General features: G+C 71.3%; 24 protein-coding genes and 7 tRNA genes. 21 read left to right on the plus strand and 10 right to left on the minus strand.

What is annotated here, in order from left to right; all coding sequences use genetic code 11:
- Nucleotides 1-15: 15 nt before the first annotated feature.
- The 3 genes from OHA99_RS30400 to OHA99_RS30410 all read left to right on the plus strand — a co-directional run bounded on the left by OHA99_RS30400 (nt 16) and on the right by OHA99_RS30410 (nt 1,981).
- Entirely contained in the window at nt 16-198 is a 183-nt protein-coding gene (locus OHA99_RS30400; protein WP_007443462.1) for a hypothetical protein, read from the plus strand.
- Between the two features lie 458 nt (nt 199-656).
- Nucleotides 657-1,592: a phosphotransferase gene (locus OHA99_RS30405; RefSeq protein ID WP_405698408.1), complete on the plus strand. Its 936-nt coding sequence runs from the start codon at nt 657-659 to the stop codon at nt 1,590-1,592.
- 101 nt (nt 1,593-1,693) lie between these two features.
- Nucleotides 1,694-1,981: a zf-TFIIB domain-containing protein gene (locus OHA99_RS30410; protein ID WP_109033875.1), complete on the plus strand. Its 288-nt coding sequence runs from the start codon at nt 1,694-1,696 to the stop codon at nt 1,979-1,981.
- Nucleotides 1,982-2,035: 54 nt separating this feature from the next.
- Here the strand turns inward: OHA99_RS30410 and OHA99_RS30415 are convergent.
- The 5 genes from OHA99_RS30415 to OHA99_RS30435 form a co-directional block, all read right to left on the minus strand.
- Nucleotides 2,036-2,107: transfer RNA gene (locus OHA99_RS30415), tRNA-Val, on the minus strand.
- Between the two features lie 31 nt (nt 2,108-2,138).
- A tRNA-Val gene (locus tag OHA99_RS30420) sits at nt 2,139-2,210 on the minus strand.
- A gap of 36 nt (nt 2,211-2,246) precedes the next feature.
- Nucleotides 2,247-2,318: transfer RNA gene (locus OHA99_RS30425), tRNA-Val, on the minus strand.
- A 1-nt stretch (nt 2,319) separates the two neighbouring features.
- Nucleotides 2,320-2,393, minus strand: a tRNA-Cys gene (locus OHA99_RS30430).
- Nucleotides 2,394-2,431: 38 nt separating this feature from the next.
- Nucleotides 2,432-2,504 (minus strand) — tRNA-Gly (locus OHA99_RS30435).
- A gap of 177 nt (nt 2,505-2,681) precedes the next feature.
- On the opposite strand from OHA99_RS30435, the gene OHA99_RS30440 reads away from it, so the two are divergent.
- From OHA99_RS30440 to OHA99_RS30450, 3 genes are all read left to right on the plus strand, one after another.
- The gene (locus OHA99_RS30440) at nt 2,682-3,746 is read left to right on the plus strand and encodes a chorismate-binding protein (protein ID WP_405698409.1); all 1,065 of its coding nucleotides are present in this window, start codon (nt 2,682-2,684) and stop codon (nt 3,744-3,746) included.
- On the plus strand, nt 3,743-4,564 hold the full coding sequence (locus OHA99_RS30445) for an aminotransferase class IV (RefSeq protein WP_153180708.1): 822 nt from the start codon (nt 3,743-3,745) through the stop codon (nt 4,562-4,564). Before OHA99_RS30440 ends, OHA99_RS30445 begins: the two co-directional genes overlap by 4 nt.
- A gap of 128 nt (nt 4,565-4,692) precedes the next feature.
- The gene (locus tag OHA99_RS30450) at nt 4,693-5,517 is read left to right on the plus strand and encodes a GNAT family N-acetyltransferase (protein ID WP_194280158.1); all 825 of its coding nucleotides are present in this window, start codon (nt 4,693-4,695) and stop codon (nt 5,515-5,517) included.
- Nucleotides 5,518-5,553: 36 nt separating this feature from the next.
- Here OHA99_RS30450 and OHA99_RS30455 read toward each other — a convergent pair whose 3' ends face one another.
- The gene (locus OHA99_RS30455) at nt 5,554-6,078 is read right to left on the minus strand and encodes a DsbA family protein (protein WP_153180710.1); all 525 of its coding nucleotides are present in this window, start codon (nt 6,076-6,078) and stop codon (nt 5,554-5,556) included.
- 189 nt (nt 6,079-6,267) lie between these two features.
- On the opposite strand from OHA99_RS30455, the gene OHA99_RS30460 reads away from it, so the two are divergent.
- Nucleotides 6,268-6,720: a hypothetical protein gene (locus OHA99_RS30460; RefSeq protein ID WP_153180711.1), complete on the plus strand. Its 453-nt coding sequence runs from the start codon at nt 6,268-6,270 to the stop codon at nt 6,718-6,720.
- A gap of 184 nt (nt 6,721-6,904) precedes the next feature.
- Complete coding sequence (locus tag OHA99_RS30465; RefSeq protein ID WP_007447613.1) at nt 6,905-7,084, plus strand: hypothetical protein; 180 nt, start codon at nt 6,905-6,907, stop codon at nt 7,082-7,084.
- Nucleotides 7,085-7,174: 90 nt separating this feature from the next.
- Here the strand turns inward: OHA99_RS30465 and OHA99_RS30470 are convergent, their stop codons facing one another.
- Both OHA99_RS30470 and OHA99_RS30475 read right to left on the minus strand, forming a co-directional pair.
- Nucleotides 7,175-7,735 carry a CGNR zinc finger domain-containing protein gene (locus OHA99_RS30470; protein ID WP_164385416.1) on the minus strand — a complete coding sequence of 187 codons (561 nt, stop codon included), beginning with the start codon at nt 7,733-7,735 and terminating at the stop codon, nt 7,175-7,177.
- Between the two features lie 277 nt (nt 7,736-8,012).
- Nucleotides 8,013-8,426: an SsgA family sporulation/cell division regulator gene (locus OHA99_RS30475; RefSeq protein ID WP_004002642.1), complete on the minus strand. Its 414-nt coding sequence runs from the start codon at nt 8,424-8,426 to the stop codon at nt 8,013-8,015.
- A gap of 191 nt (nt 8,427-8,617) precedes the next feature.
- On the opposite strand from OHA99_RS30475, the gene OHA99_RS30480 reads away from it, so the two are divergent.
- From OHA99_RS30480 to OHA99_RS30520, 9 genes are all read left to right on the plus strand, one after another.
- Nucleotides 8,618-9,070, plus strand: coding sequence for a TIGR02611 family protein (locus tag OHA99_RS30480; protein ID WP_153180713.1), 453 nt, complete (start codon nt 8,618-8,620; stop codon nt 9,068-9,070).
- 79 nt (nt 9,071-9,149) lie between these two features.
- Nucleotides 9,150-9,221: transfer RNA gene (locus OHA99_RS30485), tRNA-Val, on the plus strand.
- 353 nt (nt 9,222-9,574) lie between these two features.
- Nucleotides 9,575-10,870: an ABC transporter substrate-binding protein gene (locus OHA99_RS30490; protein WP_405698410.1), complete on the plus strand. Its 1,296-nt coding sequence runs from the start codon at nt 9,575-9,577 to the stop codon at nt 10,868-10,870.
- Nucleotides 10,870-11,868, plus strand: a complete 999-nt coding sequence (locus OHA99_RS30495; RefSeq protein ID WP_194280159.1) for a carbohydrate ABC transporter permease — start codon at nt 10,870-10,872, stop codon at nt 11,866-11,868. Before OHA99_RS30490 ends, OHA99_RS30495 begins: the two co-directional genes overlap by 1 nt.
- Nucleotides 11,865-12,776 carry a carbohydrate ABC transporter permease gene (locus tag OHA99_RS30500; RefSeq protein ID WP_366473516.1) on the plus strand — a complete coding sequence of 304 codons (912 nt, stop codon included), beginning with the start codon at nt 11,865-11,867 and terminating at the stop codon, nt 12,774-12,776. The genes OHA99_RS30495 and OHA99_RS30500 overlap by 4 nt, the downstream gene beginning before the upstream one ends.
- Nucleotides 12,777-12,788: 12 nt before the next feature.
- Nucleotides 12,789-13,388: a hypothetical protein gene (locus tag OHA99_RS30505; RefSeq protein ID WP_405698411.1), complete on the plus strand. Its 600-nt coding sequence runs from the start codon at nt 12,789-12,791 to the stop codon at nt 13,386-13,388.
- A 119-nt stretch (nt 13,389-13,507) separates the two neighbouring features.
- A complete protein-coding gene (locus OHA99_RS30510; protein WP_405698412.1) occupies nt 13,508-16,246 on the plus strand; it encodes a Tat pathway signal sequence domain protein in 2,739 nt (912 codons plus the stop codon).
- Nucleotides 16,247-16,285: 39 nt separating this feature from the next.
- Nucleotides 16,286-16,744 carry an SRPBCC family protein gene (locus OHA99_RS30515; protein WP_153180719.1) on the plus strand — a complete coding sequence of 153 codons (459 nt, stop codon included), beginning with the start codon at nt 16,286-16,288 and terminating at the stop codon, nt 16,742-16,744.
- A 39-nt stretch (nt 16,745-16,783) separates the two neighbouring features.
- Nucleotides 16,784-16,855 (plus strand) — tRNA-Val (locus OHA99_RS30520).
- 138 nt (nt 16,856-16,993) lie between these two features.
- On the opposite strand, the gene OHA99_RS30525 is transcribed toward OHA99_RS30520, so the two are convergent.
- The gene (locus OHA99_RS30525) at nt 16,994-17,719 is read right to left on the minus strand and encodes a 3'-5' exonuclease (protein WP_007447639.1); all 726 of its coding nucleotides are present in this window, start codon (nt 17,717-17,719) and stop codon (nt 16,994-16,996) included.
- A 171-nt stretch (nt 17,720-17,890) separates the two neighbouring features.
- On the opposite strand from OHA99_RS30525, the gene OHA99_RS30530 reads away from it, so the two are divergent.
- The 4 genes from OHA99_RS30530 to OHA99_RS30545 all read left to right on the plus strand — a co-directional run bounded on the left by OHA99_RS30530 (nt 17,891) and on the right by OHA99_RS30545 (nt 22,433).
- Nucleotides 17,891-18,457, plus strand: coding sequence for a DUF4365 domain-containing protein (locus OHA99_RS30530; RefSeq protein ID WP_054103143.1), 567 nt, complete (start codon nt 17,891-17,893; stop codon nt 18,455-18,457).
- Nucleotides 18,454-19,728, plus strand: coding sequence for a hypothetical protein (locus OHA99_RS30535; protein WP_405698413.1), 1,275 nt, complete (start codon nt 18,454-18,456; stop codon nt 19,726-19,728). The genes OHA99_RS30530 and OHA99_RS30535 overlap by 4 nt, the downstream gene beginning before the upstream one ends.
- A gap of 92 nt (nt 19,729-19,820) precedes the next feature.
- Nucleotides 19,821-21,797, plus strand: coding sequence for a threonine--tRNA ligase (thrS, locus tag OHA99_RS30540; RefSeq protein WP_405698414.1), 1,977 nt, complete (start codon nt 19,821-19,823; stop codon nt 21,795-21,797).
- 87 nt (nt 21,798-21,884) lie between these two features.
- Nucleotides 21,885-22,433 (plus strand): HIT domain-containing protein, encoded by a 549-nt coding sequence (locus OHA99_RS30545; protein ID WP_054103140.1) that lies wholly within the window; start codon nt 21,885-21,887, stop codon nt 22,431-22,433.
- A 132-nt stretch (nt 22,434-22,565) separates the two neighbouring features.
- Here the strand turns inward: OHA99_RS30545 and OHA99_RS30550 are convergent, their stop codons facing one another.
- Nucleotides 22,566-24,221, minus strand: coding sequence for a hypothetical protein (locus OHA99_RS30550; protein WP_153180721.1), 1,656 nt, complete (start codon nt 24,219-24,221; stop codon nt 22,566-22,568).
- Nucleotide 24,222: the final 1 nt, after the last annotated feature.

Below are 24,222 nucleotides of genomic sequence, written 5' to 3' on the forward strand. Positions count from 1 at the left end.
GTCAGGAGAGGGACCATGGCCCAGACGGTGCCGCGGACGCTGGTCCGCACACGGGAAAGCCGCCGTCAGGGCCGTCGCCACCCCGCGGTGGCGACGCTCATGGCCCTCCCCCTGGCGGTCCTGCTCCTCCTCGTCTTCGACGGGTGGGAGACAGTGGCCACACAGGCGTCGTCCGTGGGTGTGGTGCTGGGGCGCTGAGCGGCGACCCCAGGCCCGGAAGAGCGGTCCGGGCGGGGACATCCATCCATGAAACCCCGTGGGGACGGGGGTGCGGCGGACGGCAAAATGCCGGCGCAGCTGGGGAGCTGCGCCGGCATTGCTTTTCCCTCCGGACCATCCGACGGCCACAACGAGCACGTACGGGACGGAACGGACGTCGACGGGTGCGACGTCGGATCGAGCCGCCAGGACGGCGGATCGATCCGAAGCCTGAGCCGGGCGACGTGAGACCGGTGCCGGGCCGCAACGGCTCCCGCGCAGGCCCGGGTGGCGGCGGTTCGCGAAGGGCGACGGTGCCGGACCGAGGCGGCGCCGGTACAGGCCCGAGGCGCCGCGGGGTGCCGCGGGTGCGGGCCCAGGGAAGGAACGGCGCCGACGTCCCGTAACAGGAACGGCACCCGTCCCGGCGCGCCACAACCCTGCGTACCCTCACCCACGTGACCACGGACGCCCACCCTCTCCTCCCCGCCCTCGAGGCCCGCGTCAGGGAAACGGCCCACGCCCGCACCCCGGCCTGTCCCTGCGGGGCGGCCACCCTCGCCGACCGCCCCGACGCCACCGTCGTCCGGCACGCCGGCACCGTCGCCAAGGCCCACGCCGCGGGCGCCGACCCCGCGGAGCTGGCCCTCCGCGTCACCGCGGCGGCCCGCCTCCCCGGCGTACTCCTGCCCCCGCTCGCCCCGGCCCCCGTCGTCCTGCACGGGCGGCCGGTCACGTACTGGCCGTACGGCGCGCCCGTGGACCCGGAGGATCCGGACGCGGCACCGTGGGAGGCCGCGGCCACCCTCCTCGCCCGCCTCCACCGCACCGCGGCGCCCACCCCCGTGCCTCCCATGCGCGGCCCCGCGAAGGCGGCCCTCGCCGTGGCCCGCCTCCGGGAGGCCGCGCCCCAGCACCCCGCCACCGCGCCCGTACTGGCGGCCTGGTCCGCGCTCCCCGCCTGGGCACGCGGCGCGGCCGCCATACCGGACACCACCACCCTCTGCCACGGCGACCTCCACCTCGGCCAGCTCGTACGCCACCCCGCCCCCGACGGCCCGTGGCTGCTGATCGACGTCGACGACCTCGGCACCGGCGTCCCGGCCTGGGACCTGGCCCGCCCGGCGGCCTGGTACGCCTGCGGGCTACTTCCGCCCGAGGAGTGGCACCGCTTCCTCACCGCCTACCGCGCCTCCGGCGGCCCCGCCGTACCCGCCGCCGGCGACCCCTGGCCCGTCCTGGACGTCCCGGCCCGCGCGCTCACCGCGCAGACCGCGGCCCGGGCCGTCACCAAGGCGGTTCTGGCGGACCGGCCGCTGGACGAGGTCGAGGGCTGCCTCGTCGACGCCTGCGCGCGGATGGCGTCCGTCAGGCCCGGCGCCCCACGGGGTTGAGCCGAAGTTCCGCGCAGTAGGGTGCAACCGACCCGCGGCGGGACAGAGTCTGTCCTGGCGAAACGTGAAGCAGGACCGACCGGCGAGGAGTTGAGCCGAGCATGCAGTGCCCCAAGTGCCACGCACCGATGCACACCTACAACCGCAACGGCGTTCAGATCGAGCAGTGCAGCGGCTGCCGCGGCATCTTCCTCGACTACGGCGAGCTGGAGTCGCTGACCCGCCTGGAGGCCCAGTGGTCCCAGCCCGCTCCGCCGGCCCCGCCCGCCGCGCCGCAGGCGTACCCGGCGGCCCAGGCTCCGGCGTGGGGCGCGCCGCACGGCGGCGGTCACGGCCACTACGGCCACCACCGTCAGAAGAGCTTCGGCCGCATGCTCTTCTCCAGCTGACGGAGCACGACGAAGCCCCCGGCCGTGCGAGACGGCCGGGGGCTTCGGTGGATGTGGACGATACTGGGATTGAACCAGTGACCTCTTCCGTGTCAGGGAAGCGCTCTCCCGCTGAGCTAATCGTCCTGGGAGTGCTGCGGTGAAGCAGAGTACTGCGTGCGCGATACTGGGATTGAACCAGTGACCTCTTCCGTGTCAGGGAAGCGCTCTCCCGCTGAGCTAATCGCGCGGGGATCCTTGCGGACCGATGATCCTTGCGGATCAGTGGACGATACTGGGATTGAACCAGTGACCTCTTCCGTGTCAGGGAAGCGCTCTCCCGCTGAGCTAATCGTCCTTGGAGGTGGAGACGGGATTTGAACCCGTGTAGACGGCTTTGCAGGCCGTTGCCTCGCCTCTCGGCCACTCCACCAGGAGTGCAGGAGACCCGGGAGGCCCCCTGTTCCTGCGAGCGGACGACGAGGTTCGAACTCGCGACCTCAACCTTGGCAAGGTTGCGCTCTACCAACTGAGCTACGTCCGCCTGTCGGTTCGGTCCGCTTGCGCGGCCCGGCGACGTGATGAACTCTAGCGGATTCCGGGGCCAGCACAAAAACGCGTTTGTGCAGCGTGCTGCGGTGCGCCCGCTCGCGGACCTGGTCAGGGCACCCGGGAGGACACGTTCGGGTCACCTCGGGGCCACCCGCCTAGACTCGGAAGCGTGCTCGACCACCCTCCCCTCGCCCGCTTCGGTGACCGCATCGCCACCGGTCTCCGCGACGTCACGAGTGACCCCGCCGCCCTCGGCTCCGAGGGGTTCTGGGCCGTCTGCGCGGACTTCGAAGGCCGTCTGACCTGCGCTCGCTTCGCCGACGTACGGACCGAGCCGGTGCCCGCGCCCACCCCGGGCGCGTGGCGGGGCCCCGCGGTCGGCGACTGGACGTCCTCCCTCGACCACGCCGCGTACACCACGGGCGTACGGCGCATCCGCGAGCACATAGCCGCCGGCGAGGTCTACCAGGCCAACCTCTGCCGGGTGCTGACGGCGCCGATCGGCCCCGGCGCCGACGTGGACTCGCTCACCGCCCTGCTGGCCCGCGGCAACCCGGCGCCGTACGCCGGAACGATCCGCCTGCCCGGACACGGCGTCGAGATCGCCACCGCGTCGCCCGAGCTGTTCCTGCGCCGGGACGGCCGGACCGTCGAGTCCGGACCGATCAAGGGCACCGGGCGGACCGAGGCCGACCTGCTGGAGAAGGACTACGCCGAGAACGTCATGATCGTGGACCTGGTCCGCAACGACCTGGGACGGGTCTGCGCCACGGGCACGGTCTCGGTGCCCGACCTGTGCGTCGTGGAGAAGCACCCCGGCCTCGTCCACCTGGTGTCCACGGTGCGCGGCGAGCTGCGCGCCGGCGCCGGCTGGCCCGAGCTCCTCGACGCCGCCTTCCCGCCCGGTTCCGTCACCGGCGCGCCCAAGTCGAGCGCCCTGCGGATCATCGACGCGCTGGAGACCGCGCCCCGGGGACCGTACTGCGGGGGCATCGGCTGGGTCGACGCCGACCGGGGCACCGGCGAGCTGGCCGTCGGCATCCGCACCTTCTGGATCGACCGGTCCGGCGGCCGGGCCGCGGGGCGGCTGTGCTTCGGTACCGGCGCCGGCATCACCTGGGGATCCGACCCGGAGGGCGAATGGCGGGAGACCGAACTGAAGGCGTCCCGCCTCCTCGCGGTAGCGTCGGGGGTGTACGAGGCGAACGTGAGTGGAGAGGCACCGGCGACGTGAAGATCTGGCTCGACGGCGGGTTGCAGGACACCGAGACCGCCCGCGTCTCCGTGTTCGACCACGGGCTGACCGTGGGGGACGGCATCTTCGAGACGGTGAAGGCGGTGGACGGCAGGCCGTTCGCGCTGACCCGGCACCTGGACCGGCTGACCCGCTCGGCCCGCGGCCTCGGCCTGCCCGACCCGGACCTCGACGAGGTGCGCCGCGCCTGCGCCGCCGTCGTCGAGGCCAACCCGATGGCCCTCGGCCGGCTGCGCATCACCTACACCGGCGGCCACGGCCCCCTCGGCTCGGACCGCGGCGCGCACGGCACGACCCTCGTCGTCGCCCTCGGCGAGACCGGCCGCCGACCCGACTCCACCGCCGTGATCACCGTGCCCTGGACCCGCAACGAACGCGGCGCGCTCACCGGCCTCAAGACCACCTCGTACGCCGAGAACGTCGTCGCCCTCGCCCGCGCCCGCGAACGGGGCGCCACCGAGGCGCTGTTCGGCAACACGGTGGGACAGCTCTGCGAGGGCACCGGGTCGAACGTCTTCGTCGTCCTCGACGGCGAGATCCACACCCCGCCGGTCGCCTCCGGCTGTCTCGCCGGGATCACCCGCGCCCTGGCGGTCGAGTGGACCGGGGCCCGCGAGACCGACCTCCCGCTGGACGTCCTGGACCGCGCCGACGAGGTGTTCCTGACCTCCACGCTGCGGGACGTACAGGCCGTGCACCGCGTCGACGACCGCGAACTGCCGGGCGCTCCGGGGCCGGTGACGGCCAAGGCCATGCGCGTCTTCGAGGAGCGGTCCGGGGACGACCTGGATCCGTGACCGGATCCGTGACCGGACCCGTGACCCGGATCCGAGACCCGGACCCGTGACGCGGATCCGAGACCCGGATCCGCGGGGCCGCCGATATTCGGCTGCCGCAGCCGTCCCCGGTGGGTAGAACTGCCGTGATGACAACGACCCTGCGGCCGACCGAGCCGCTCCAGCGCGCCGCCGACGGGACCCGTTCACGCCACTACCAGGTGTGTGTGAACAGCCGTCCCGTCGGCGTGCTGCACCTCGGCACGTCACGCGACCTCGGCGACGGGGTGGCCGTGATCCACAAGCTGCGCGTCGACGGGCCGGACCGCCGGCGCGGCCGGGGCACGGTGGCCGCCCTCGCCGCGGAGGAGGTGGCACGCGGCTGGGGCTGCCGGCTCATGGAGGCGAGCGTCGCCGGTGACGCCGTGGCGGGCACGCGGCTCGCGGAGGCACTCGGCTACGTCCTGCGGAACCGCACCATGACCAAGCCGCTCGGCGGCACTCCGCCCGGCCTGCCCGAGGGCAGCCGGGTCCGGCCCATGACGCCGGAGGACTTCGCCGCCTGGCACGCCTACGAAGCGGAGCAGTACGCCCGGACCTGGATGGAGCGGGGCGTACCCGAGGCCGACGCGCGTGCGAAGGCCCGCCGCGACCACGAACTGTTGCTGCCCGGGGGGCAGGACACCGAGAACATGCTGTTCAGCGTGTTGGAGCACGAGGGCGAACGGGTCGGGACCCTGTGGCTGGCGCTGCGGGAGGACCGGGCCTTCGTCTTCGACGTCGAGGCTGAAGCGGCCCACCGGGGCCGGGGACACGGCCGCACCCTGATGCTGCTGGCCGAGGCCCAGGCGGTCGCCGCCGGCCGCCCCCTGATCGGCCTCAACGTCTTCGCGGGGAACACCGCGGCCGAGCGGCTCTACGAGTCGCTCGGCTACACGGCCACCCGGTACAGCTACGGCAAGCCGCTGCTGTGAGGGCGGGCGGCCGGAGCCGGCCGCCCGCTCCCGTGCTCAGCCCCGCTGCTCGGCGAGCAGCCGGTCGGCGATCTCCTCGACGCGCTCGCGCAGCCCTTCCTGGCTCTTGCCGCCGTCGAGGCGCTCGCCGCCGATCACGTACGTGGGGGTGCCGGTCACGCCGATCGCCTTGCCCTCGGCCTGATCGGCGTCGACGATCAGGATGTGCCGGCCGTCGACGAGCGCCGTGTCGAACTCCTCCGCGTCCAGTCCCAGGTCCCGGGCCACCTCGACCAGGAGGGGTTCGCCCTTGCGGTCCAGCTCCGCGACCCGGTCCAGCACGGCTTCGGCGTACGGCCAGCCCATGCCCTGGGCGACGGCCTCCTCGGCGGCCTGCGCGGCGGCGAAGGCGTGCTTGTGCTTCTCCAGCGGGAAGTGCCGCAGCCGCACCTCCAGACGGTCGCCGTAGCGGGCGCGCAGGGCACGGAGGTCGTCCAGGGCGGTGTGGCAGTCCGGGCACTGCAACTCGCACCAGACGTCGAGAACGGGCGCGGCGGGACGGGCGGGGGAGGAGTCGCTCATGCCCCCATCCTCCCAGCCCGCGGTGCCCCGCCCGACCGGCGCCGTACACCACCCACCGGCACCTCCGGAGGAGCCGACCCCTAGATCACCCTGATCTCCGGCCCCCGGCATGGCCTCACGGTGGGCGGACGGTGCAGGATGGAAGGGACGAAGTACTCATGCCCGACCGAGCCCAGCCTGGAGGACCGGATGATTGCCGAGACCGTCTGCTCCGCGGTGTCCGCGGCGGGCCTGGGCATCGCGGCGGTCACCGCGTACCGCAGGCGTTTCCTCACCGCCGCCCGCATCGCGGCCTACTCGCTGGTGCCGATCGGCCTGGTGATGACCGGAGTCGTCGAGTGGCTGGCCGACACGGCCTTCAGCCCGGTGGCCTGGGCCGGCTTCGGAGTGCTGGGCGTGGCCTGGGTGCTCTTCATGACCACCCGTGCCGTGGAGCGCCGCCGAGGCGGCGCCCGCAAGGAGCGCAAGGAGGCCCGGGCCGCCGCACGGCGCGACGCGGTCGCTCCGGAAGCGTCCGCGCCGTCCCTCGGACCGGGCGCCCGCCCGGCCGCCGAGCCCGCGCCCCGCCCGGCGAAGGCGTCCCGGGGCGGGGACGACGACTTCAGCGACATCGAGGCCATCCTCAAGAAGCACGGGATATGACACCGGGCGGCCGGATCACGGAGGCCGGCGCCGGGGGCTGAGGCGGCACAGCGGTCCGAGGCCGACAGCGTGCGCTCCGGAATGATCACGATCCGACCGGACATCGCGACATTCAACGAACTCCCGGTCTCAACGAGCGTGTTGATCGCGAAGACATCACCTGCTGCGTCATCATCGCGGCGAGATGCCGGACACCACTCAGCTGGACTCCCAGCTGGACACGAGACAGAGCGAAACCGCGCGGACGAAGGACGAACCACGCGGCTGCCTCTTCGCCCTTTCCCAGCCACCGCTCATGATCTTCCTTGCGGTGATCGGGTGTCTGCTGCTCATGGCTTCGTTGCACGATCTGCTGTTGCTGTGAGCCGTACTCGCGCTCCCCGGCGTCACCCGCCGGGGGCCGCGTCGCTCCCCCCGCGACATCCGCCGCCACTCGGGGCCCAGAAGGACGGCGTCAGCCCGCCGCCTCCTTGCGCCGGGCCCGGTAGGCGGCCACGTGCAAGCGATTTCCACAGGTGCGGCTGTCGCAGTACCGCCGCGACCGGTTCCGGGACAGGTCGACGAAGGCGCGCCGGCAGTCGGGCGCCTCGCAGCGCCGCAGCCGCTCCTGCTCCCCGGCGACCACGAAGAACGCCAGCGCCATCCCGCAGTCGGCGGTCAGGTGGTCCGCGACCGAGGCGCCGGGCGCGAAGTAGTGGATGTGCCAGTCGTAGCCGTCGTGGTCGGTGAGCCGGGGCGTGGTGCCGGCGGCCGCGACCAGGTCGTTGATCAGTCCCGCCGCGGTGCGTGCGTCGGGGGCGGCGAAGACCGCCGCGAACCGGCCGCGGATCCTGCGCACCGCCGAGAGGTCGAGTTCCGAGAGCACCCCTACGTCGCTGATTTCGTGTGTTCCCACGAATTCCTGGAGGGCTGCGATGTCCGGCAGCCCGTCCGGAGCCGATTCGTCCTCCGGCACGGTGTTCACCAGATCCACCACGGTGTCGAGCGCGCACCGGGTGTCGTGGGTGATCAGCACGTTTTGCTCCCTGGCCTGGGGGTCGGGCGGGCGCCCGCCGATGCTGGCCGATGGTAGTGGCTCGCGTGGCGGGCGGAGCGGCCGCGATCCGGTCCCGGTTGTGCCCTGTCCCGTCAACGGGGGCCGGCCCGCCTTCGTTCCCGGCGCCGCGCACACGGCGGCGCCGCCCCCGCGGAGATCCGCGGCGACGACGCCGGTGTGTGCCGTATGCGGTTGTCCGGGCCCGTGCCGTCACCCCGAGTCGACGGCGACGGGCGGCTTCACGCGGGGCCCCGCCCTAGCTTTCCGCCAGGATGTGCGAGAGCTCCTGATCGAGATCGAAGTGCCGGTGTTCCGTGCCGGGGGGCACGGCGGCGTCTGTGCGCTTCAGGAAGGACTCCAGAGCCCGCGCGGGGGCCTCGAGCAGTGCTTCGCCCTCCGGGGAGCTGAGAGCGATGCACACGACGCCCTGGCCGTGACTGCGCGACGGCCAGACACGGACGTCGCCGGTCCCGGTGGGACGGTGGAGGCCTTCGGCGAGGAGGTCGCGGGCGAACACCCACTCGACGGTCTCCTCGGCTCCGGTGTGGAAGGTGGCGTGCACGGCGTAGGGGTCGGCCGTGTCGTACCGCAGGCCTGCGGGGACAGGCAGGGAGGACTCGCTCGACACAACGAGGCGCAGGTGCAGCTCGCAGCTGACCGTGGTGTTCATAAGCGCCAGGGCCTTTCGCTCAGTGTGCGCTCGGGGATTCGCACGTCGGCGAAATCGACATGCCACCTACGGTGCCGTTGTAAACCCCTCTGAGTGTTTTGCGTGTGTTTACGTAACTCTTCCGGCCGAGAGATCGTTCGGGTCGTGCGCCCATTCCGGTGACAGGTTTCGCTCCGGTAGTGTTTGGCCGTATGAACACGGGGAGTGACAAGCGCGGCGAGACAGCCGTGGCGGAAGACCGTACGGGGACGGACGAGGCCACGGCTGCGCGGGCGCTGGGTTCGCGGGCGCCGGATTTCGTCAAGGCGCGCCGTGTGCTGCACTTGAGCTGGCAGGTCGGCGTCTTCATCGTCGGCCTGGCGGTCGTGGCGGCCGGTGTCGCCATGCTGGTGCTGCCCGGACCGGGCTGGGTCGTGATCTTCGGCGGCATGGCGATCTGGGCGACCGAGTTCGTCTGGGCCCAGCTGGTGCTGCGCTGGACCAAGCGCAAGGTCACCGAGGCGGCGCAGCGTGCCCTCGATCCGAAGGTGCGGCGCCGCAACATCATCCTGACCTCGATCGGTGTGGTGATCATCGCCGCGCTGGCCGGGATCTACCTCTGGAAGTTCGGCCTCGAGATGCCCTGGAACATCAAGGACCAGTGATCGTCCGCAGGGGTGCGCCGTCGGCGGCCACCGTTGGTCACGGGCGCCTCTGACATGGGGTAATGTTCTTCCTGCGTCCGGGCGATTAGCTCAGTGGGAGAGCGCTTCGTTCACACCGAAGAGGTCACTGGTTCGAACCCAGTATCGCCCACCGGATCATCAGGCGGCCCGGCTCACGATCGTGAGCCGGGCCGCCTTCGTGTGTGCCGCGTCCAGGTGCCCGGGCATTCCGCTTCCGCCCGCCTTCACCCAACCGTGACCTTCGGCGTCGCGGTCCTCCGCGGCCCCGCGGCTGTTCGGCCGGTCGGTCGCGCCGCGCCGACCTGTGGGTTCTCCGGGGCGCCGGACGGCATTTCCGGAGAGGTGCGCCGGGCCGCCGGCGACCCCCGTCCATCAATTCCTGTCCGAATCATTGACGCACCCCCGGGCCCTCCGTACCTTGTGCCAGCAAGCGCTTACTTGAAACGATTCATGAGGCGGAAGCGACGTCGCGGGGAGGCTCGTATGCATCAGGGCGGGAATGCGGAGCGGCAGGCCGGAAGGCGCACGATCCTCAAGGCGGCGGGGGCCTCGCTGGCCGTCGCCGGACTCGGGGCCACGGCCACCGCGTGCGGCGGCGGCTCCGGGGACGGAACGGTGACGATCCGTTACTCCTGGTGGGGGGCCGAGGACCGGGCCGAGCGCATCAACAAGACCATCGCGCTCTTCGAGAAGAAGTATCCGAAGATCAAGGTCAAGACCGACTTCCAGCCGTACACCGACTTCTGGAAGAAGTTCAACACCCAGGCCTCCGGAGGCAATCCACCGGACGTCTTCCAGAATGCCATTGGATTTCTCCGCAAATACGACGCCAAGAATGTTCTGCTCGATCTGAGCGGGCAGGTCGAGGCGGGAAACCTCTCCATGGAGGGATTCCGTGCGGGCCTGGAGAAGTTCGGCGAGATCGACGGCAAACTCCTGGGCGTGCCCGTCGGTTCCAACTCGATGGCCCTGGTCATCGACAAGCCCGTCTACACCCGGGCCAGTGTCAAGCCCGAACAGGGCTGGACGTGGGACGACTTCGACGAGGCGATGACGAAGGTCCGCGACAAGACCGGCCGCGCCGGGGACAGCGGCATGTACGGCGTCATGTACCTCTACGACCTGTACCTCCGCCAGAACGGCAAGGCCTTCTTCACCGAGGACGGACTCGGCTTCACCGAGGCCGATCTGACCACCTGGTGGACCAAGGCGGAGAAGGGCGTGCAGTCCGGCCTGTTCGCCGACGCCAAGAAGGTCGCCCAGATCAAGCCCAAGTCGGCCCTCTCCGCGGAACTCGCCGGCAGCGAGTTCACCTGGGACAACTTCACCGTCCGCTACACCTCCGAGGGCAAGAGCGAGTACGGACTCGCGCCCATCCCGACCACGGACGGCAAGCGGACCGGCCAGTACCTCGGCTCGCTGATGCTCAGCGGCTACAAGCGCACCGAGCACCCCAAGGAAGTCGCCCAGTTCATCGACTTCATGGTGCACGACCCCGAGGTCGCCAAGATCATGGGCTACGACCGCGGTGTCCCCACCACCCAGGCGCAGTACGACGCCTACCGGCCGACCGACCCGGTCAACAAGGCCATCGCCGCCTACGAGGAGTCGCTCGTCGAGGCCGGTGTCCTGGAGCAGATCACCCCGCACCCGAACGGCGCCGACATCTGCGAGGCCGCGTTCCTGCGCATCGCCGAGGAGATGGCGCTCGGCTCGCGGTCCGTCGAAGAGGCCGTCGAGCAGTTCTTCACCGAGTCGAAGACGGCTCTCGCCGGCTGATGGGGAGCGCCGTGACACACGCCCCCGCGCTGGAGGGCCGGGCGGACCCCGAGCCGCGGCACGGCCCGGTGAAGTCCCCGCGCCCCGACGGGCTGAAGCGGCGCGGCCGCCGGGAGAACCTGGCCGGATACCTCTTCATGTCCCCCTGGATCGCCGGGTTCCTGCTGCTGACCGCGGGCCCGATGGCCGCCTCGCTCTACTTCGCGTTCACCGACTACAACCTGTTCGACGCCCCCAGGTGGATCGGCCTGGACAACTTCTCCGAGATGTTCGGCGACCCGCGCTGGCGCCACTCGGTCCGGATCACGCTCTGGTACGTCGTCGTCGGTACGCCGGTCAAGCTGCTCGCGGCGCTCGGCGTCGCGCTGCTGCTGGCCCAGAAGCGGCGCGGGCAGGCCTTCTACCGGGCCGCCTTCTACGCGCCGTCCCTGATCGGCGCGAGCGTGTCCGTCGCCATCGTGTGGAAGGCGATCTTCTCGGACGACGCGGTCGTCGACCGCACCCAGCAGCTCTTCGGCATCGACGCCGGCGGCTGGACCGGCGACCCGGAGCTGATCATCTACAGCCTGGTGGCGCTGACCGTCTGGCAGTTCGGCGCCCCGATGGTCATCTTCCTGGCCGGTCTCAAACAGGTGCCGCGCGAGCTGTACGAGGCGGCCGACGTGGACGGCGCGGGGAAGCTGCGGCAGTTCTGGAACATCACCCTGCCGATGATCTCCCCGGTCCTCTTCTTCAACGTCCTGCTGGAGACCATCCACTCCTTCCAGATCTTCAGCTCGGCCTACATCGTCGGCGGCGGCGCCGGAGGCAACGCCTGCGGTCCCGCGGACGGCACGATGGTCTACACCTGCTACCTGTACGTCCAGGGCTTCGAGAACAGCCGCATGGGCCTGGCCTCCGCCATGGCGTGGATGCTGCTGGTCGCGGTCGCCCTGGTCACCGCGGTGCTGTTCTGGTCCCAGAAGCGTTGGGTGCACTACGAGGAGGGCGGCCGATGAGCGCGCAGGCCACCGACGTCACACCGGCCACCGGCGCCCCACCGCCCCGGTCCACCAGGGCGGCCGCGCTCCGGCGCAGGATGCCCGGGTCGCTCGCCTGGCACCTCGGGTCGCTGGCGATCCTCGCCGTCATCCTCTACCCGGTGCTCTGGGTGATCGGCGGCTCCTTCAAGGAGAGCGGCGACATCGTCGGCAGCCTCGACCTCTTCCCGGGCGACCCGATCACGGACAACTACACGAGCCTCGCCGACGGCATCGCGGACATCTCGATCTCCACGTTCTTCGTCAACTCGCTCTTCCTCGCCGTCGGCTCGGTGATCGGGATCGTGGTGTCCTGCTCGCTGACGGCCTACGCCTTCGCGAAGATCAGGTTCGCCGGCCGCAACCTGCTGTTCACGCTGATGATCGGCACCCTGCTGCTGCCGTACCACGTGCTGCTGATCCCGCAGTACGTGCTCTTCCGCAACCTGGACATGATCAACACGTACACCCCCCTCCTGCTGGGGAAGTACCTGGCCACCGAGGCGTTCTTCGTCTTCCTGATGGTGCAGTTCATGCGCAACCTGCCCAGGGAACTGGACGAGGCCGCCCGCCTCGACGGCTGCGGGCACCTGCGGATCTACTGGTCGATCGTGCTGCCGCTGTGCCGGCCGGCGCTGATCACCAGCGCGATCTTCACCTTCATCAACTCCTGGAACGACTTCATGGGCCCGCTGATCTACCTCAACGAGCCCGGCAAGTACACGATCTCCCTCGGTCTGAAGATGTTCGTGGACCAGGAGGGCCTGGCGAACTACGGCGGCATGATCGCCATGTCGCTGGTCGCCCTGCTGCCGGTCCTCGCCTTCTTCCTGGCCTTCCAGCGCTATCTGATCGACGGCATGGCGACGTCCGGCCTGAAGGGCTGAGGTGGGGTTCCGATGACCGAAGCGCGTGCCGAGGCCCGTACGGAGCCGGGGGAGTCCCGGTTCGCCCAGGGCTTCGCGCTGTTCGCCGAGTGCCTGCTCACCGGCGTGTGGATCGCGGTGGCGGCGCTGGGGCTGGTCACCTACCCCGCCGCCTTCGCGGCCGGCGCGCGGCACCTCGGGCGCCGGCTGGCCCACGAGAGCGGTGGCTGGCGGGAGTTCGCCGCCGACTTCCGGGCGGCGGTGCGGCACGGCTGGCTTGTCGGGGTCGCCGGGTGGGCCGCCCTGGCGGTCGTCTGGATCGACGTACGGGCCGTGCGGGACGGCCTGCCCGGCGGCCCGCTGGTCGGCGTCGTCGGCGTCCTCGCCCTCATCGGCGCGGCCGTCGCGGGACTGCGCGCGGCGGCGGACTGGCACCCCGGCGCCTCCTGGCGGTCGCTGCTCGCGCGGGCGGGCCGGCGCACCGTGCTCGACCCCGCCGGTTCCTTCCTCCTCGTCGGCGGGCTGGCCGTCGTGGTCTGCTCCGCCTGGTTCAGCGCACCGCTGGCCGTCACCGTCCTGGGCGCCGTCGCCGCGGCGGCCGTGGCGGTCGAGGAGCGCCACCGGCGCCGCTGATCCCGGGGCGGCCCGTGCCGGAGCGGCCGCCCCTCCGTACCCGAGGTCGGCGCCCCGGCGCCGCACCTCCACCTGTCATGCCCTTGACACCCTTGCACCCTGCACGGAAAGGAAAGGCCATGTCCCCCATCCCCCGCAGGTCCCTCCTCAAGGCGGCCGCCGTCGCCGGCGCCGCCGCGCAGTTCAGCTGGGCGCTCGGCACGAAGAGCGCCCAGGCCGCGCCCGCCGCCGCACCGGTCGCCGACGACAGTCCCGTCCCCCTCACCTGGCTCGAGGACGGCGGCCTCGGCGCCGCCCCCGGCTCCACCGTCGGCGTCCCCTGGCCGAGGGGCACCTTCCGGGAGGACCAGCCGTTCGCCGTCGCGGACGCGGACGGCACGCCCGTCCCCGTGCAGTCCTGGCCGCTCGCGTACTGGCCCGACGGCTCCCTCAAGTGGACCGCCCACGCCGTCGGTTCCGGAAACGGCACGCTCACCCTGGCCGCCGGCACCCCCGCCGCTCCCGCCAAGAAGGTCACCGTCGACCGGCATGGCGGCACCATCGACATATCGACCGGTGTCATCACCGCGAGAATCGGCACATCCGGATCGACCCTGATCAAGTCGGTCACCAGAGGCTCCACCGAGATCGCGAAGAACGGCCGTCTCGTCCTGCTGCGCCAGCCCGAGATCGAGGACGGCGACCAGGGCACCGTGAAGTACGAGCGCTTCGACGGCGCCATCGACGAGGTGGAGGTCGAGCAGGACGGCCCGGTCCGCGCCGTCGTCCGCATCGACGGCAAGCACCGCAAGGGACACCGCGGCTGGCTGCCGTTCTCCATCCGCCTGTACTTCTACGCGGGCGCCGACTCCTTCCGCATGGTGCACACCATCACGTTCGACGGGAAGCAGGAGCCCGGCAAGGCGAGCGGCGACTTCGTCCGCGGCCTCGGTGTCCGCTTCACCGTCCCGATGCGCGACGAGTCATACGACCGGCACATCCGCATCGGCGGCGAGGGCACCGGCCTGCTGCGCGAGGCCGTCAAGGGCATCACCGGCCTGCGCCGCGACCCCGGCGCGGCCGTGCAGGCGGCGCAGTTCGCGGGGGAGCGGCTGCCCGACCCCGCCACCTGGGACCAGCGGGTCACCACCCGCCTGAAGTACATCCCCGAGTGGGGCGACTACACCCTCTCCCAGCTCTCCGCCGACGGCTTCTCCCTGCGCAAGCGCACCAAGAAGGGCCACGGCTGGATCGGCGCGGGTGGTGGCCGGCGCGCCTCCGGCTTCGGCTACGTCGGCGGCGTGAGCGGCGGCCTCTCCTTCGGGCTGCGCGACTTCTGGGAGAAGCACCCCGCCCAGCTCGACATCCGCGACGCCCAGACCGACGAGGCCGAGGTCACCCTCTGGCTCTGGTCGCCCGAGGCCCAGCCCATGGACCTGCGCTTCTACCACGACGGCATGGGTCAGGACACCTTCCCCGAACAGCTCGAGGGCCTCAACATCACCTACGAGGACTACGAACCGGGGTTCGGCACCCCCTACGGCATCGCCCGCACCTCGGAACTGCTCTTCTGGGCCAACGCCGCCACCCCGAGCGCGGAGAAGCTCGCCGGACAGATCGAGGCCGTGCGCGTCCTGCCGCAGCTCGCCGCCCCGCCCAAGCAGCTCATCAAGGCCAAGGTCTTCGGCCCCGGCCTCTACTCCGAGCCCGACCGCTCCACACCCGCCAAGGAGAAGATCGAGGACCACCTCGACTTCCTCTTCACCTACTACAAGGACCAGGTGGAGCAGCGTCGTTGGTACGGCTTCTGGGACTACGGCGACATCATGCACACCTACGACGCCGCCCGGCACACCTGGCGGTACGACATCGGGGGCTACGCCTGGGACAACTCCGAGCTCTCCCCGGACCTCTGGCTCTGGTACGCCTACCTGCGCTCCGGCCGCGCCGACATCTTCCGCTTCGCCGAGGCCATGACCCGGCACACCGGCGAGGTCGACGTCTACCACCTGGGCGAATGGGCCGGCCTCGGCACCCGGCACGGCGTCCAGCACTACGCCGACAGCGCCAAGCAGCAGCGCATCGCCAACACCACCTACCGGCGCTTCTACTACTTCCTCACCGCCGACGAACGCGTCGGCGACCTCATGCGCGCCAACGTCGACTCCGACGAGACCTTCCTCGCCCTCGACCCGCTCCGCAAGATCCGCACCGAGCCCTACACCCCCGACCGCAACGCCCTCTCGATCGGCTTCGGCACCGACTGGAGCGGCCTCGTCTCGGCCTGGCTCACCGAGTGGGAACGCAAGGGCCCGCAGTGGGAGAAGGCCAGGGACCGCGTCCTGTCCACCATGGAGACCATCGCCGCCCAGCCCAACGGCTTCGTCCAGGGCAGCGGCCTGTACGACCTCGACACCGGGAGGTTCGCCGTCGCCGACGCCCCGAAGGTCGAAGTCTCCCACCTGTCCGCCGTCTTCGGCCTGAACGAACTGTGCGCCGAACTCATCGACCTCGTCGACATGCCGAAGTTCGAGGAGGCGTACTACGACTACTGCCGCTACTTCAACGCGAGCAAGACCGAACAGGCCGAGCGCTACGGATCCAACTTCGGCAGCCTCATCCTCTTCCAGGGCCATTCCCGCCTCGACGCGTACGCGGCCGTACGGACCGGCGACGAGAAGCTCGCCACGCGCGCGTGGCAGAAGTTCTACGACTCCGACGGCTACAAGGAGTCGGCGCCCTGGAGGACGGAGAAGCTGACCGGCCCCGCCGCCCTGGTCCCGGGCAGCGAGGCGAGCTGGGTGTCCACCAACGACACCGCCCTCTACGGCCTCGCCGCCATCGAGAACCTCGCACTCCTGGGGGACAGGATGCCGTAGCGGACCCGCGTGGGACGCGGGCGCGGGCACACTGCACGGGTGGACTGGAACCATTACCGCTTCCGCAGCCTGTGGCCGCTGCCCGCGCCCGCCCCGGACGTCTACCGCGCCCTGGAACGGATCGAGGACTACCCCCGCTGGTGGCACCAGGTCCGCGAGGTCACCCGAATCGACGACACCACCGGCGTCATCCGGGTCCGCTCCCTCCTCCCGTACGACCTGAGGACGACCGTGCGGGAGGGGCGGCGGGACCCCGCCGCAGGGGTGCTGGAGGTCGCGATGAGCGGCGACATGGAGGGCTGGGCACGCTGGACGGTCGCCGTGCGCGGCTCCGGCACCGTCGTCCGCTACGACCAGGAGGTCGTCGTCGGCAAGCCGCTGCTGCGCCGCCTCGCCGTGCCCGGGCGACCGCTGTTCCGGGCCAACCACCGCCTCATGATGCGGGCCGGACGGCGGGGCCTCGCCGCCCACCTGGCAGACGGCCGGCAAGCGGTTTGATGTAATCGCGGAGCGCCCTGTATTGTTCAGTCCGTTCCCGGGCGATTAGCTCAGTGGGAGAGCGCTTCGTTCACACCGAAGAGGTCACTGGTTCGAACCCAGTATCGCCCACTCTCACGACAGCGACGTGTGTCCGCAGACTACGCGGACCACGTCGCTTCGTCGTTTCTGCGCGGCTTCGCCGCGCGTAGTGGGGGCTCCGCCACCCACACCCCCGCCCCGGCGTTCACGCGGGCCGGGAACGAAGGTTCACGCCGCCGCCGGCAGGTCCGGTCGCAGGGGCCAGGCCGGGTCCACCGCCTCCTCGCTGCCGTTGAGCGCGAACCACGCCTGCAACCCACGTGCCTGTCCCGCGTGCCACACCGCCTGCAACGTGTGCAGTTCGGCGGGGGAGAGGCGTTCGAGGCGGGCCTGGAAGCGGCGCCCCACCGCCCGTACGACCTCCAGTGCCGCCTGGGCGTCGGCCGCCGCGTCGTGCGCGCCCTCCAGCTCCACGCAGTAGTGCGCGCACAGATCCGTGAGGGTACGACGCCCCTTGCGGTAGCGGTCCAGCTGCTTGTCCAGCACCCGCGGGTCCAGCACGTGCAGCGACGTCCGCTCCAGCCAGCGGCCCAGCGACGAGGCGCGGTGCCGGCGCAACTCCCGGTCCAGCAGGGTCAGGTCGAACGGCGCGTTCATCACCACGAGCGGCCGCCCGGCGCGGGCCTGCTCGGTCAGCGCCTCCGCTATCTCGTACATCACCGGCGCCGGCCACCGGCCGTGACGCTCCACATGCTCCTGGGTCAGCCCGTGCACCGCCGTCGCCGCCTCCGGCACCGGTACGCCCGGGTTCACCAGCCACCGGGTCACCCGCGGCCGCAGTCCCGGCGCGTCCTGGACGACGAGGGCCGCCGACACGATCCGGTCGGTCTCGATGTCCACACCCGTGGTCTCCGTGTCGAAGGCGGCCAGCGGCCCCTCGAACCAGCTCGTCATAGGGCACTCAACTCCTCGTCCGAGCGCGGCAGCTGACGCGCCGTCCCTTGTCCCGGTTCGGTGATACCCGGGCTGTTTGCGACGTACGCCGGAAGGACACAACAGGAGTACGGGTCTTTGCAGTTCACAGACCCGCAGCGGGGATTCACCAGTTCTGGAAGGCTGTTGGTCATGGCCATCGCGCAGCCCGAACGGGGCGGGCTGCTTCCGGAGCGCACGGCGCCCTCACGCGGCTCACTCGCCACCACCGCCTGCATGGAGACCTTGCAGGTCGGCTACCTCCACGCCGTCGCCGCCGCGGCGGGCTGCTCGCTCTCCCAGCCCTTCCCGGACAACGGCATCGACTGGCACGTCAGCCACAGTGCCCCCGGCCACACCGTCGACGACGAGGTCACCATCAAGGTGCAGCTCAAGGCGACGTACCAGCTCCCGCCCCACCCGGCGGGCCGCTTCTTCTCCTTCACCCTGGACAACGACCACCTGGCGAAACTCGCCCGCACCCCGGTGTCGGTGCACAAGATCCTGGTCGTGATGATCGTCCCCCGGTCCCGGGACCAGTGGCTGCGCGCCGGCCACGACCGGCTCGACCTCAGGCACTGCTGCTACTGGACCAACCTCGCCGGACACCCCGTCACCGGACGGCGGCGCACCACCGTGCGGATACCGACCGCGCGGATCTTCGACGACCGGGCGCTGTGCGAGATCATGACGCGGGTCGGGACGGGAGGAAGACCATGACGCACCGCCCGGCCGGCGAACCCCCGTGGTCCGTCGGACCCCTGCGGCCGGTACGGCCGCACCCGGCCGACGCCCTCGACGACACCCTCGGGGACGGCCGCCCGCCCGAGTCCGGCACCGTCGACCCGGCCGTGCTGACCGCTCTGCTCCACCGGCACGGCTGGCGGCGCCGCGGCGGCGCCCCCGGCCGCTACGGGCGCTGGACCCCGCCCGGCCCGGCGGCCGGCGCCACCAGCCTCCTGGTGCCCGCCAGCCGTGCCTTCCCCGACAGCGACGACCTGCTCGCCGAGGCGCTGCTCGCCCTGTCCCGCAGCGGCACGCCCGCCGCCCGCCAGATCCTGCTCTCCCTCGCCGTCCCCAGCGACGAGATCCGCTGGGAACGCGACATCCCGGCAGGGCCCGGAGACAGCGCGTCCTGGACCGCGGAGGAGCGGCTGCGCTCCGCCGCCCGCCGGATGCTGCTCGCCGGAGCACTCGCCACGCGCGCGCGTGCCGGCTACTACGGCGCCCGGCACCGGCGAGCCGCCGGCGCGGCCCTGGAGAACGTCCTGGTGGGCCCCGCCCCCGGCGGCCGCCTGCTCACGGCGTTCCTGCCGGTCGGCACCGGCCGTCCCCTCGCCGTACGCCTCCACCAGGCCCTGTACGCCGCCCGTGAGGCCGTCGACTACCGGCGGGCCACCGGCGGCATGGAGGCCTTCGACGCGGCCGTCGCCGCCGGCGTCAGCCACGAACTGGCCGAGTCGCTCGTCGCCCTGGTCCGGGGCAGCGAGGGCGCCCGGATCGCCGTCGGCTGGGCGCCGGCCGCGGGCGTACCCGAGGGCTGCGGAGCCCTCGCCGAACCCGTCGAGTTCACCCCCGGCGACCTGCCCGCCCTGCGCGAGGCCGCCGCCCGTTACCTGCGCGCGGAGCCCTCCGTGCCGGTGCGCATCACCGGCACCGTCGTCCGCATGCGCCGGCCCGGACCACGCGGCACGGGCACCGTACGGCTGCGGGTGCTGGCCGGGGCCGAGGTGCCGCACGTGCGCGTCGCGCTGGACGAGGAGGGCTACCGGATCGCCGGGCACGCCCACCTCGTCGGGCTGCCGGTACGGGTGCTCGGGCGACTGGAGAGCCGGGGCGGGTTCCGCCGGCTCACCGGCGCCTGCGAGATCACCCCCGTACAGGTCGACGACGCGGAGCGGGACCGGCTGCTGAAGGCCGTCCAGGAACACGTGGAGGTCGCGGCGTTCCTCGAGGAGACCTGCGGCGACGGAGGGGACTGCGGGGACTGATTTCGCGGTGGGCGGCCCGGGGTCGGTACGATCGCCCCCATGCGTGCGCTCCGGTATGGCGCCGCGGCCCCACCTTCAGTCAGGAGAGACCGGTGTCAGACGTCCGTGTGATCATCCAGCGGGATTCCGAGCGGGAAGAACGCGTGGTGACGACGGGCACTACGGCCGCCGAGCTCTTCGCCGGCGAGCGCTCGATCATCGCCGCCCGCGTCTCCGGCGAGCTCAAGGACCTCGCCCACGCGGTACAGGACGGCGAGACCGTCGAAGGCGTCGAGATCTCCTCCGAGGACGGTCTCAACATCCTGCGCCACTCCACCGCGCACGTCATGGCGCAGGCCGTGCAGGAGCTGTTCCCCGAGGCCAAGCTGGGCATCGGCCCGCCGGTCAAGGACGGTTTCTACTACGACTTCGACGTCGAGAAGCCCTTCCACCCCGATGACCTCAAGGCCATCGAGAAGAAGATGCAGGAGATCCAGAAGCGGGGGCAGAAGTTCTCCCGTCGCGTGGTCACCGACGACGAGGCCCGCACCGAGCTCGCCGACGAGCCGTACAAGCTGGAGCTGATCGGTCTCAAGGGCTCCGCCTCGCACGACGACGGCGCGGACGTCGAGGTCGGCGCCGGCGAGCTGACGATCTACGACAACCTCGACGCCAAGACCGGCGACCTGTGCTGGAAGGACCTCTGCCGGGGCCCGCACCTGCCCACCACCCGCAACATCCCGGCGTTCAAGCTCATGCGCAACGCCGCCGCCTACTGGCGCGGCAGCGAGAAGAACCCGATGCTCCAGCGCATCTACGGCACCGCCTGGCCCACCAAGGACGAGCTGAAGGCGCACCTGGAGTTCCTCGCCGAGGCCGAGAAGCGCGACCACCGCAAGCTCGGCAACGAGCTGGACCTGTTCTCCATCCCGGAGCAGATCGGCTCCGGCCTCGCCGTCTTCCACCCCAAGGGCGGCATCATCCGCCGGGTCATGGAGGACTACTCGCGGCGCCGCCACGAGGAGGAGGGCTACGAGTTCGTCTACACCCCGCACGCGACCAAGGGGAAGCTCTTCGAGACCTCGGGCCACCTGGACTGGTACGCGGACGGCATGTACCCGCCCATGCAGCTCGACGAGGGCGTGGACTACTACCTCAAGCCCATGAACTGCCCGATGCACAACCTGATCTTCGACGCGCGCGGCCGTTCCTACCGTGAGCTGCCCCTGCGCCTGTTCGAGTTCGGCACCGTGTACCGGTACGAGAAGTCGGGCGTCGTGCACGGCCTGACCCGGGCCCGCGGCTTCACCCAGGACGACGCGCACATCTACTGCACCCGCGAGCAGATGTCGGAGGAGCTGGACAAGACCCTCACCTTCGTCCTGAACCTGCTGCGCGACTACGGCCTGAACGACTTCTACCTGGAGCTGTCCACCAAGGACCCGGAGAAGTTCGTCGGCTCCGACGAGGCCTGGGAAGAGGCCACCGAGACGCTGCGCCAGGTCGCCGAGAAGCAGAACCTGGAGCTCGTGGCGGACCCCGGCGGCGCCGCCTTCTACGGCCCGAAGATCTCCGTCCAGGCCAAGGACGCCATCGGCCGCACCTGGCAGATGTCGACCATCCAGCTCGACTTCAACCTGCCGGAGCGCTTCGACCTGGAGTACACGGCCGCGGACGGCACCAAGACCCGCCCGGTCATGATCCACCGCGCGCTGTTCGGCTCCATCGAGCGCTTCTTCGCGGTGCTCCTCGAGCACTACGCGGGCGCCTTCCCGGCGTGGCTCGCCCCGGTGCAGGCCGTGGGCATCCCGATCGGCGACGCGCACATCGAGTACCTGGAGAAGTTCGCCGCGGACGCCAAGAGGCAGGGCCTGCGCGTCGAGGTCGACTCGTCCTCCGACCGGATGCAGAAGAAGATCCGCAACGCCCAGAAGCAGAAGGTGCCCTTCATGGTCATCGCGGGCGACGAGGACATGGCGAACGGCGCGGTCTCCTTCCGCTACCGCGACGGCTCCCAGGAGAACGGCATCCCCGTCGACGAGGCCATCGCGAAGATCGCCAAGGTCGTCGAGGAGCGGGCGCAGGTCTGATCGCCGGGTTCGACTGCGTGTGACGGGCCCCCGGGAGATCCCGGGGGCCTTTCCCGGTCGCCCTGGGCGACGCCATATGCTGCACGCATGACGAGTGAGCCGGAGCAGCAGCTGGGAGTGGGGACGCAGGACGCGTTCCAGCGTCTGTGGACGCCCCACCGGATGGCCTACATCCAGGGCGAGAACAAGCCGAGCGGCCCGGGCGCCGACGACGGCTGCCCCTTCTGCTCGATCCCGGCCAAGTCCGACGAGGACGGCCTGATCGTCCGGCGCGGGGAGCACGTGTACGCGGTGCTCAACCTGTACCCGTACAACGGCGGCCACCTGATGACCGTGCCCTACCGCCACGTCGCCGACTACACCGAGCTGAACACCGTGGAGACCGCGGAGCTGGCCGAGCTGACCAAGCAGGCGATGACGGCGCTGCGCACCGCGTCCGGCGCCCACGGCTTCAACATCGGCATGAACCAGGGCACGGTGGCCGGCGCGGGCATCGCCGCCCACCTCCACCAGCACGTCGTGCCCCGCTGGGGCGGCGACACGAACTTCATGCCGGTGGTGGGCCACACGAAGGTGCTGCCGCAACTGCTGGGGGACACCCGCAAGATGCTGGCGGAGGCCTGGCCGACGGCTTAGCGCTCGGCCGAGGGGTGGACCAATCAGCCCGTCCGGCGTTTGAGGACGAGGCCGTCCAGGCCGAGGCGGGGGTCTGGGGGCGGCAGCCCCCGGGGACGCCCACTCCCACACCCCCGCCCGACCGCCGGAGGCCTACGCGTCGTAGACGTCCGCCTTCTTCGGCGTCGCCTCCTGCACCGCTCCGCTCAGGCCGCCCGCGCGGGCACCGAACTTCTCCGTGTCCACGCCGTTCTCCTTCAGCACCTTGATCGCCGCCGAGTGCACCGCCCGCAGCACCGGCGTGGCCGCGCGCAGCGCGTCGTCGGCCATGAAGCGGTGCCGCCACGGCCGGTCCGCCCAGGCGTGCCTGACGCCGAAGGGCTCGGGCAGCGTGAGCTTGCCGCCCAGCCAGTACAGCAGCGGGGGGTACCAGGTCAGCGGGGCCCGCGCGGCCAGCCGCACCACCTCGTCGGTGTCGACCAGCGGGAGCTTCACCGTGCGGGTCTCCCAGAACCTGACGGACTTCTGGACCGTCTTCTCCTTGGCCGCGGGCTTGCTGGTGAACAGGGAGTGCACCGGCCCCAGGGCGTGCCCGGTGACCTCGATGCGCAGCGTCTCGTGCAGCACCGTCACCGTGATCAGCATGGAGATGACCAACTGGCCGTCCCACAGGGTCCACTGCACGCCCAGGTAGTGCCGGTCGCCCGCGCCGAACTGCTGCTTGTCGCAGATCTCCTGTATCGCGTGCTGCTTGACCTGGTACGCCTCGACGTCCGTGCCCTCGGGCCGGGAGACCGAGTCGGCGTTCTCACCGATCGGGGTCACGATCCAGTGCCGCACCGTCGGTTTGGGGAAGCCGCCGGTGTGCAGCGGGCCGCGCTCCAGCATGCGCAGCCGGTCGTGGACGGCCTTGACGACGTCCCAGCTGCGGAACGGGTTGATCTCCCGGTCCGGGTCGACGGGGACCAGTTCCTCGGCGAGCTGCCAGTTGCCCCAGCGGGTGCCCATGCCGAGGATGCCCTTGGGACCGGCGTAGAAGACGGAGTTGGACTGCTGCTCGGCGCTGAGCCGGGCCAGGGACTGCCGCAGTTCCTCGGCCGCCGTCTCGCCGGGGCTGCTCGGCACCGCCTCGGGCACCTTGGCGCCCACGCCGGCACCGGACAGGAGACCGCTCCAGCGCTCCCGGAGGTCCCGCGCCGTGCGCTCGCAGATCCGCTTGGCCCAGAACCAGCCGATCACCGGGGCGACGACGCAGGCGCGTGCGTACCAGGCCCAGAAGCCGCTGAAGGGCATCTTGAGCAGGAAGAGCACGGCGAGGACCGCCATGGCGAGGAGCAGCGCGGTGGCGAGCGCGCCGGCCCGCTTGTCCTCGCGCCGGGCGACGGTGGTGCGGATCTGGAAGACGAGCAGCCAGATCAGCAGCCCGGGCAGGAAGAGCAGCCCGCACAGCACCATCACCGCACTGAGCCAGTTGTCCCGGTCCCTGCGTATGCGGTGCGCCGCGAGGCTGTGCTCCACGACGACCTGCGGCTGGGTGCCGAAGGACTGGATGAGCGGGGCCCGCTTGGGACCCAGCATCCGGTCGATGATCGCCCGGGAGTACGCCTCGCCGAGATTGGGCCGGAACAGCTTGATCCGGGGCTTGCTCACGGCCGACTTGTGCCACTCGCTGTTGGCCTTGAGTATCTCGTCGGCCTCGCTGTCGCGGTAGGCGGCCGAGGCCAGCGCGAAGGTGGCCGTCTGGCCGCCGTCGTCCGTGCGCGGCACCTGCGGTCCGAAGAAATCCGCGTAACCGCCGTCAACGGTCATT

It is taken from the genome of Streptomyces coelicoflavus (assembly GCF_045041415.1).
GTDB classification, from domain to species: Bacteria; Actinomycetota; Actinomycetes; order Streptomycetales; family Streptomycetaceae; genus Streptomyces; species Streptomyces coelicoflavus.

Coding starts and splice junctions, on each gene's coding strand:
- OHA99_RS30400 (WP_007443462.1), top strand. CDS start 16: ATGGCCCAGACGGTGCCGCGGACGCTGGTCCGCACACGGGAAAGCCGC.
- OHA99_RS30410 (WP_109033875.1), top strand. CDS start 1,694: ATGCAGTGCCCCAAGTGCCACGCACCGATGCACACCTACAACCGCAAC.
- OHA99_RS30450 (WP_194280158.1), top strand. CDS start 4,693: ATGACAACGACCCTGCGGCCGACCGAGCCGCTCCAGCGCGCCGCCGAC.
- OHA99_RS30455 (WP_153180710.1), bottom strand. CDS start 6,078: ATGAGCGACTCCTCCCCCGCCCGTCCCGCCGCGCCCGTTCTCGACGTC.
- OHA99_RS30460 (WP_153180711.1), top strand. CDS start 6,268: ATGATTGCCGAGACCGTCTGCTCCGCGGTGTCCGCGGCGGGCCTGGGC.
- OHA99_RS30465 (WP_007447613.1), top strand. CDS start 6,905: ATGCCGGACACCACTCAGCTGGACTCCCAGCTGGACACGAGACAGAGC.
- OHA99_RS30475 (WP_004002642.1), bottom strand. CDS start 8,426: ATGAACACCACGGTCAGCTGCGAGCTGCACCTGCGCCTCGTTGTGTCG.
- OHA99_RS30480 (WP_153180713.1), top strand. CDS start 8,618: ATGAACACGGGGAGTGACAAGCGCGGCGAGACAGCCGTGGCGGAAGAC.
- OHA99_RS30490 (WP_405698410.1), top strand. CDS start 9,575: ATGCATCAGGGCGGGAATGCGGAGCGGCAGGCCGGAAGGCGCACGATC.
- OHA99_RS30495 (WP_194280159.1), top strand. CDS start 10,870: ATGGGGAGCGCCGTGACACACGCCCCCGCGCTGGAGGGCCGGGCGGAC.
- OHA99_RS30500 (WP_366473516.1), top strand. CDS start 11,865: ATGAGCGCGCAGGCCACCGACGTCACACCGGCCACCGGCGCCCCACCG.
- OHA99_RS30505 (WP_405698411.1), top strand. CDS start 12,789: ATGACCGAAGCGCGTGCCGAGGCCCGTACGGAGCCGGGGGAGTCCCGG.
- OHA99_RS30510 (WP_405698412.1), top strand. CDS start 13,508: ATGTCCCCCATCCCCCGCAGGTCCCTCCTCAAGGCGGCCGCCGTCGCC.
- OHA99_RS30525 (WP_007447639.1), bottom strand. CDS start 17,719: ATGACGAGCTGGTTCGAGGGGCCGCTGGCCGCCTTCGACACGGAGACC.
- OHA99_RS30530 (WP_054103143.1), top strand. CDS start 17,891: ATGGCCATCGCGCAGCCCGAACGGGGCGGGCTGCTTCCGGAGCGCACG.
- OHA99_RS30535 (WP_405698413.1), top strand. CDS start 18,454: ATGACGCACCGCCCGGCCGGCGAACCCCCGTGGTCCGTCGGACCCCTG.
- OHA99_RS30545 (WP_054103140.1), top strand. CDS start 21,885: ATGACGAGTGAGCCGGAGCAGCAGCTGGGAGTGGGGACGCAGGACGCG.
- OHA99_RS30550 (WP_153180721.1), bottom strand. CDS start 24,221: ATGACCGTTGACGGCGGTTACGCGGATTTCTTCGGACCGCAGGTGCCG.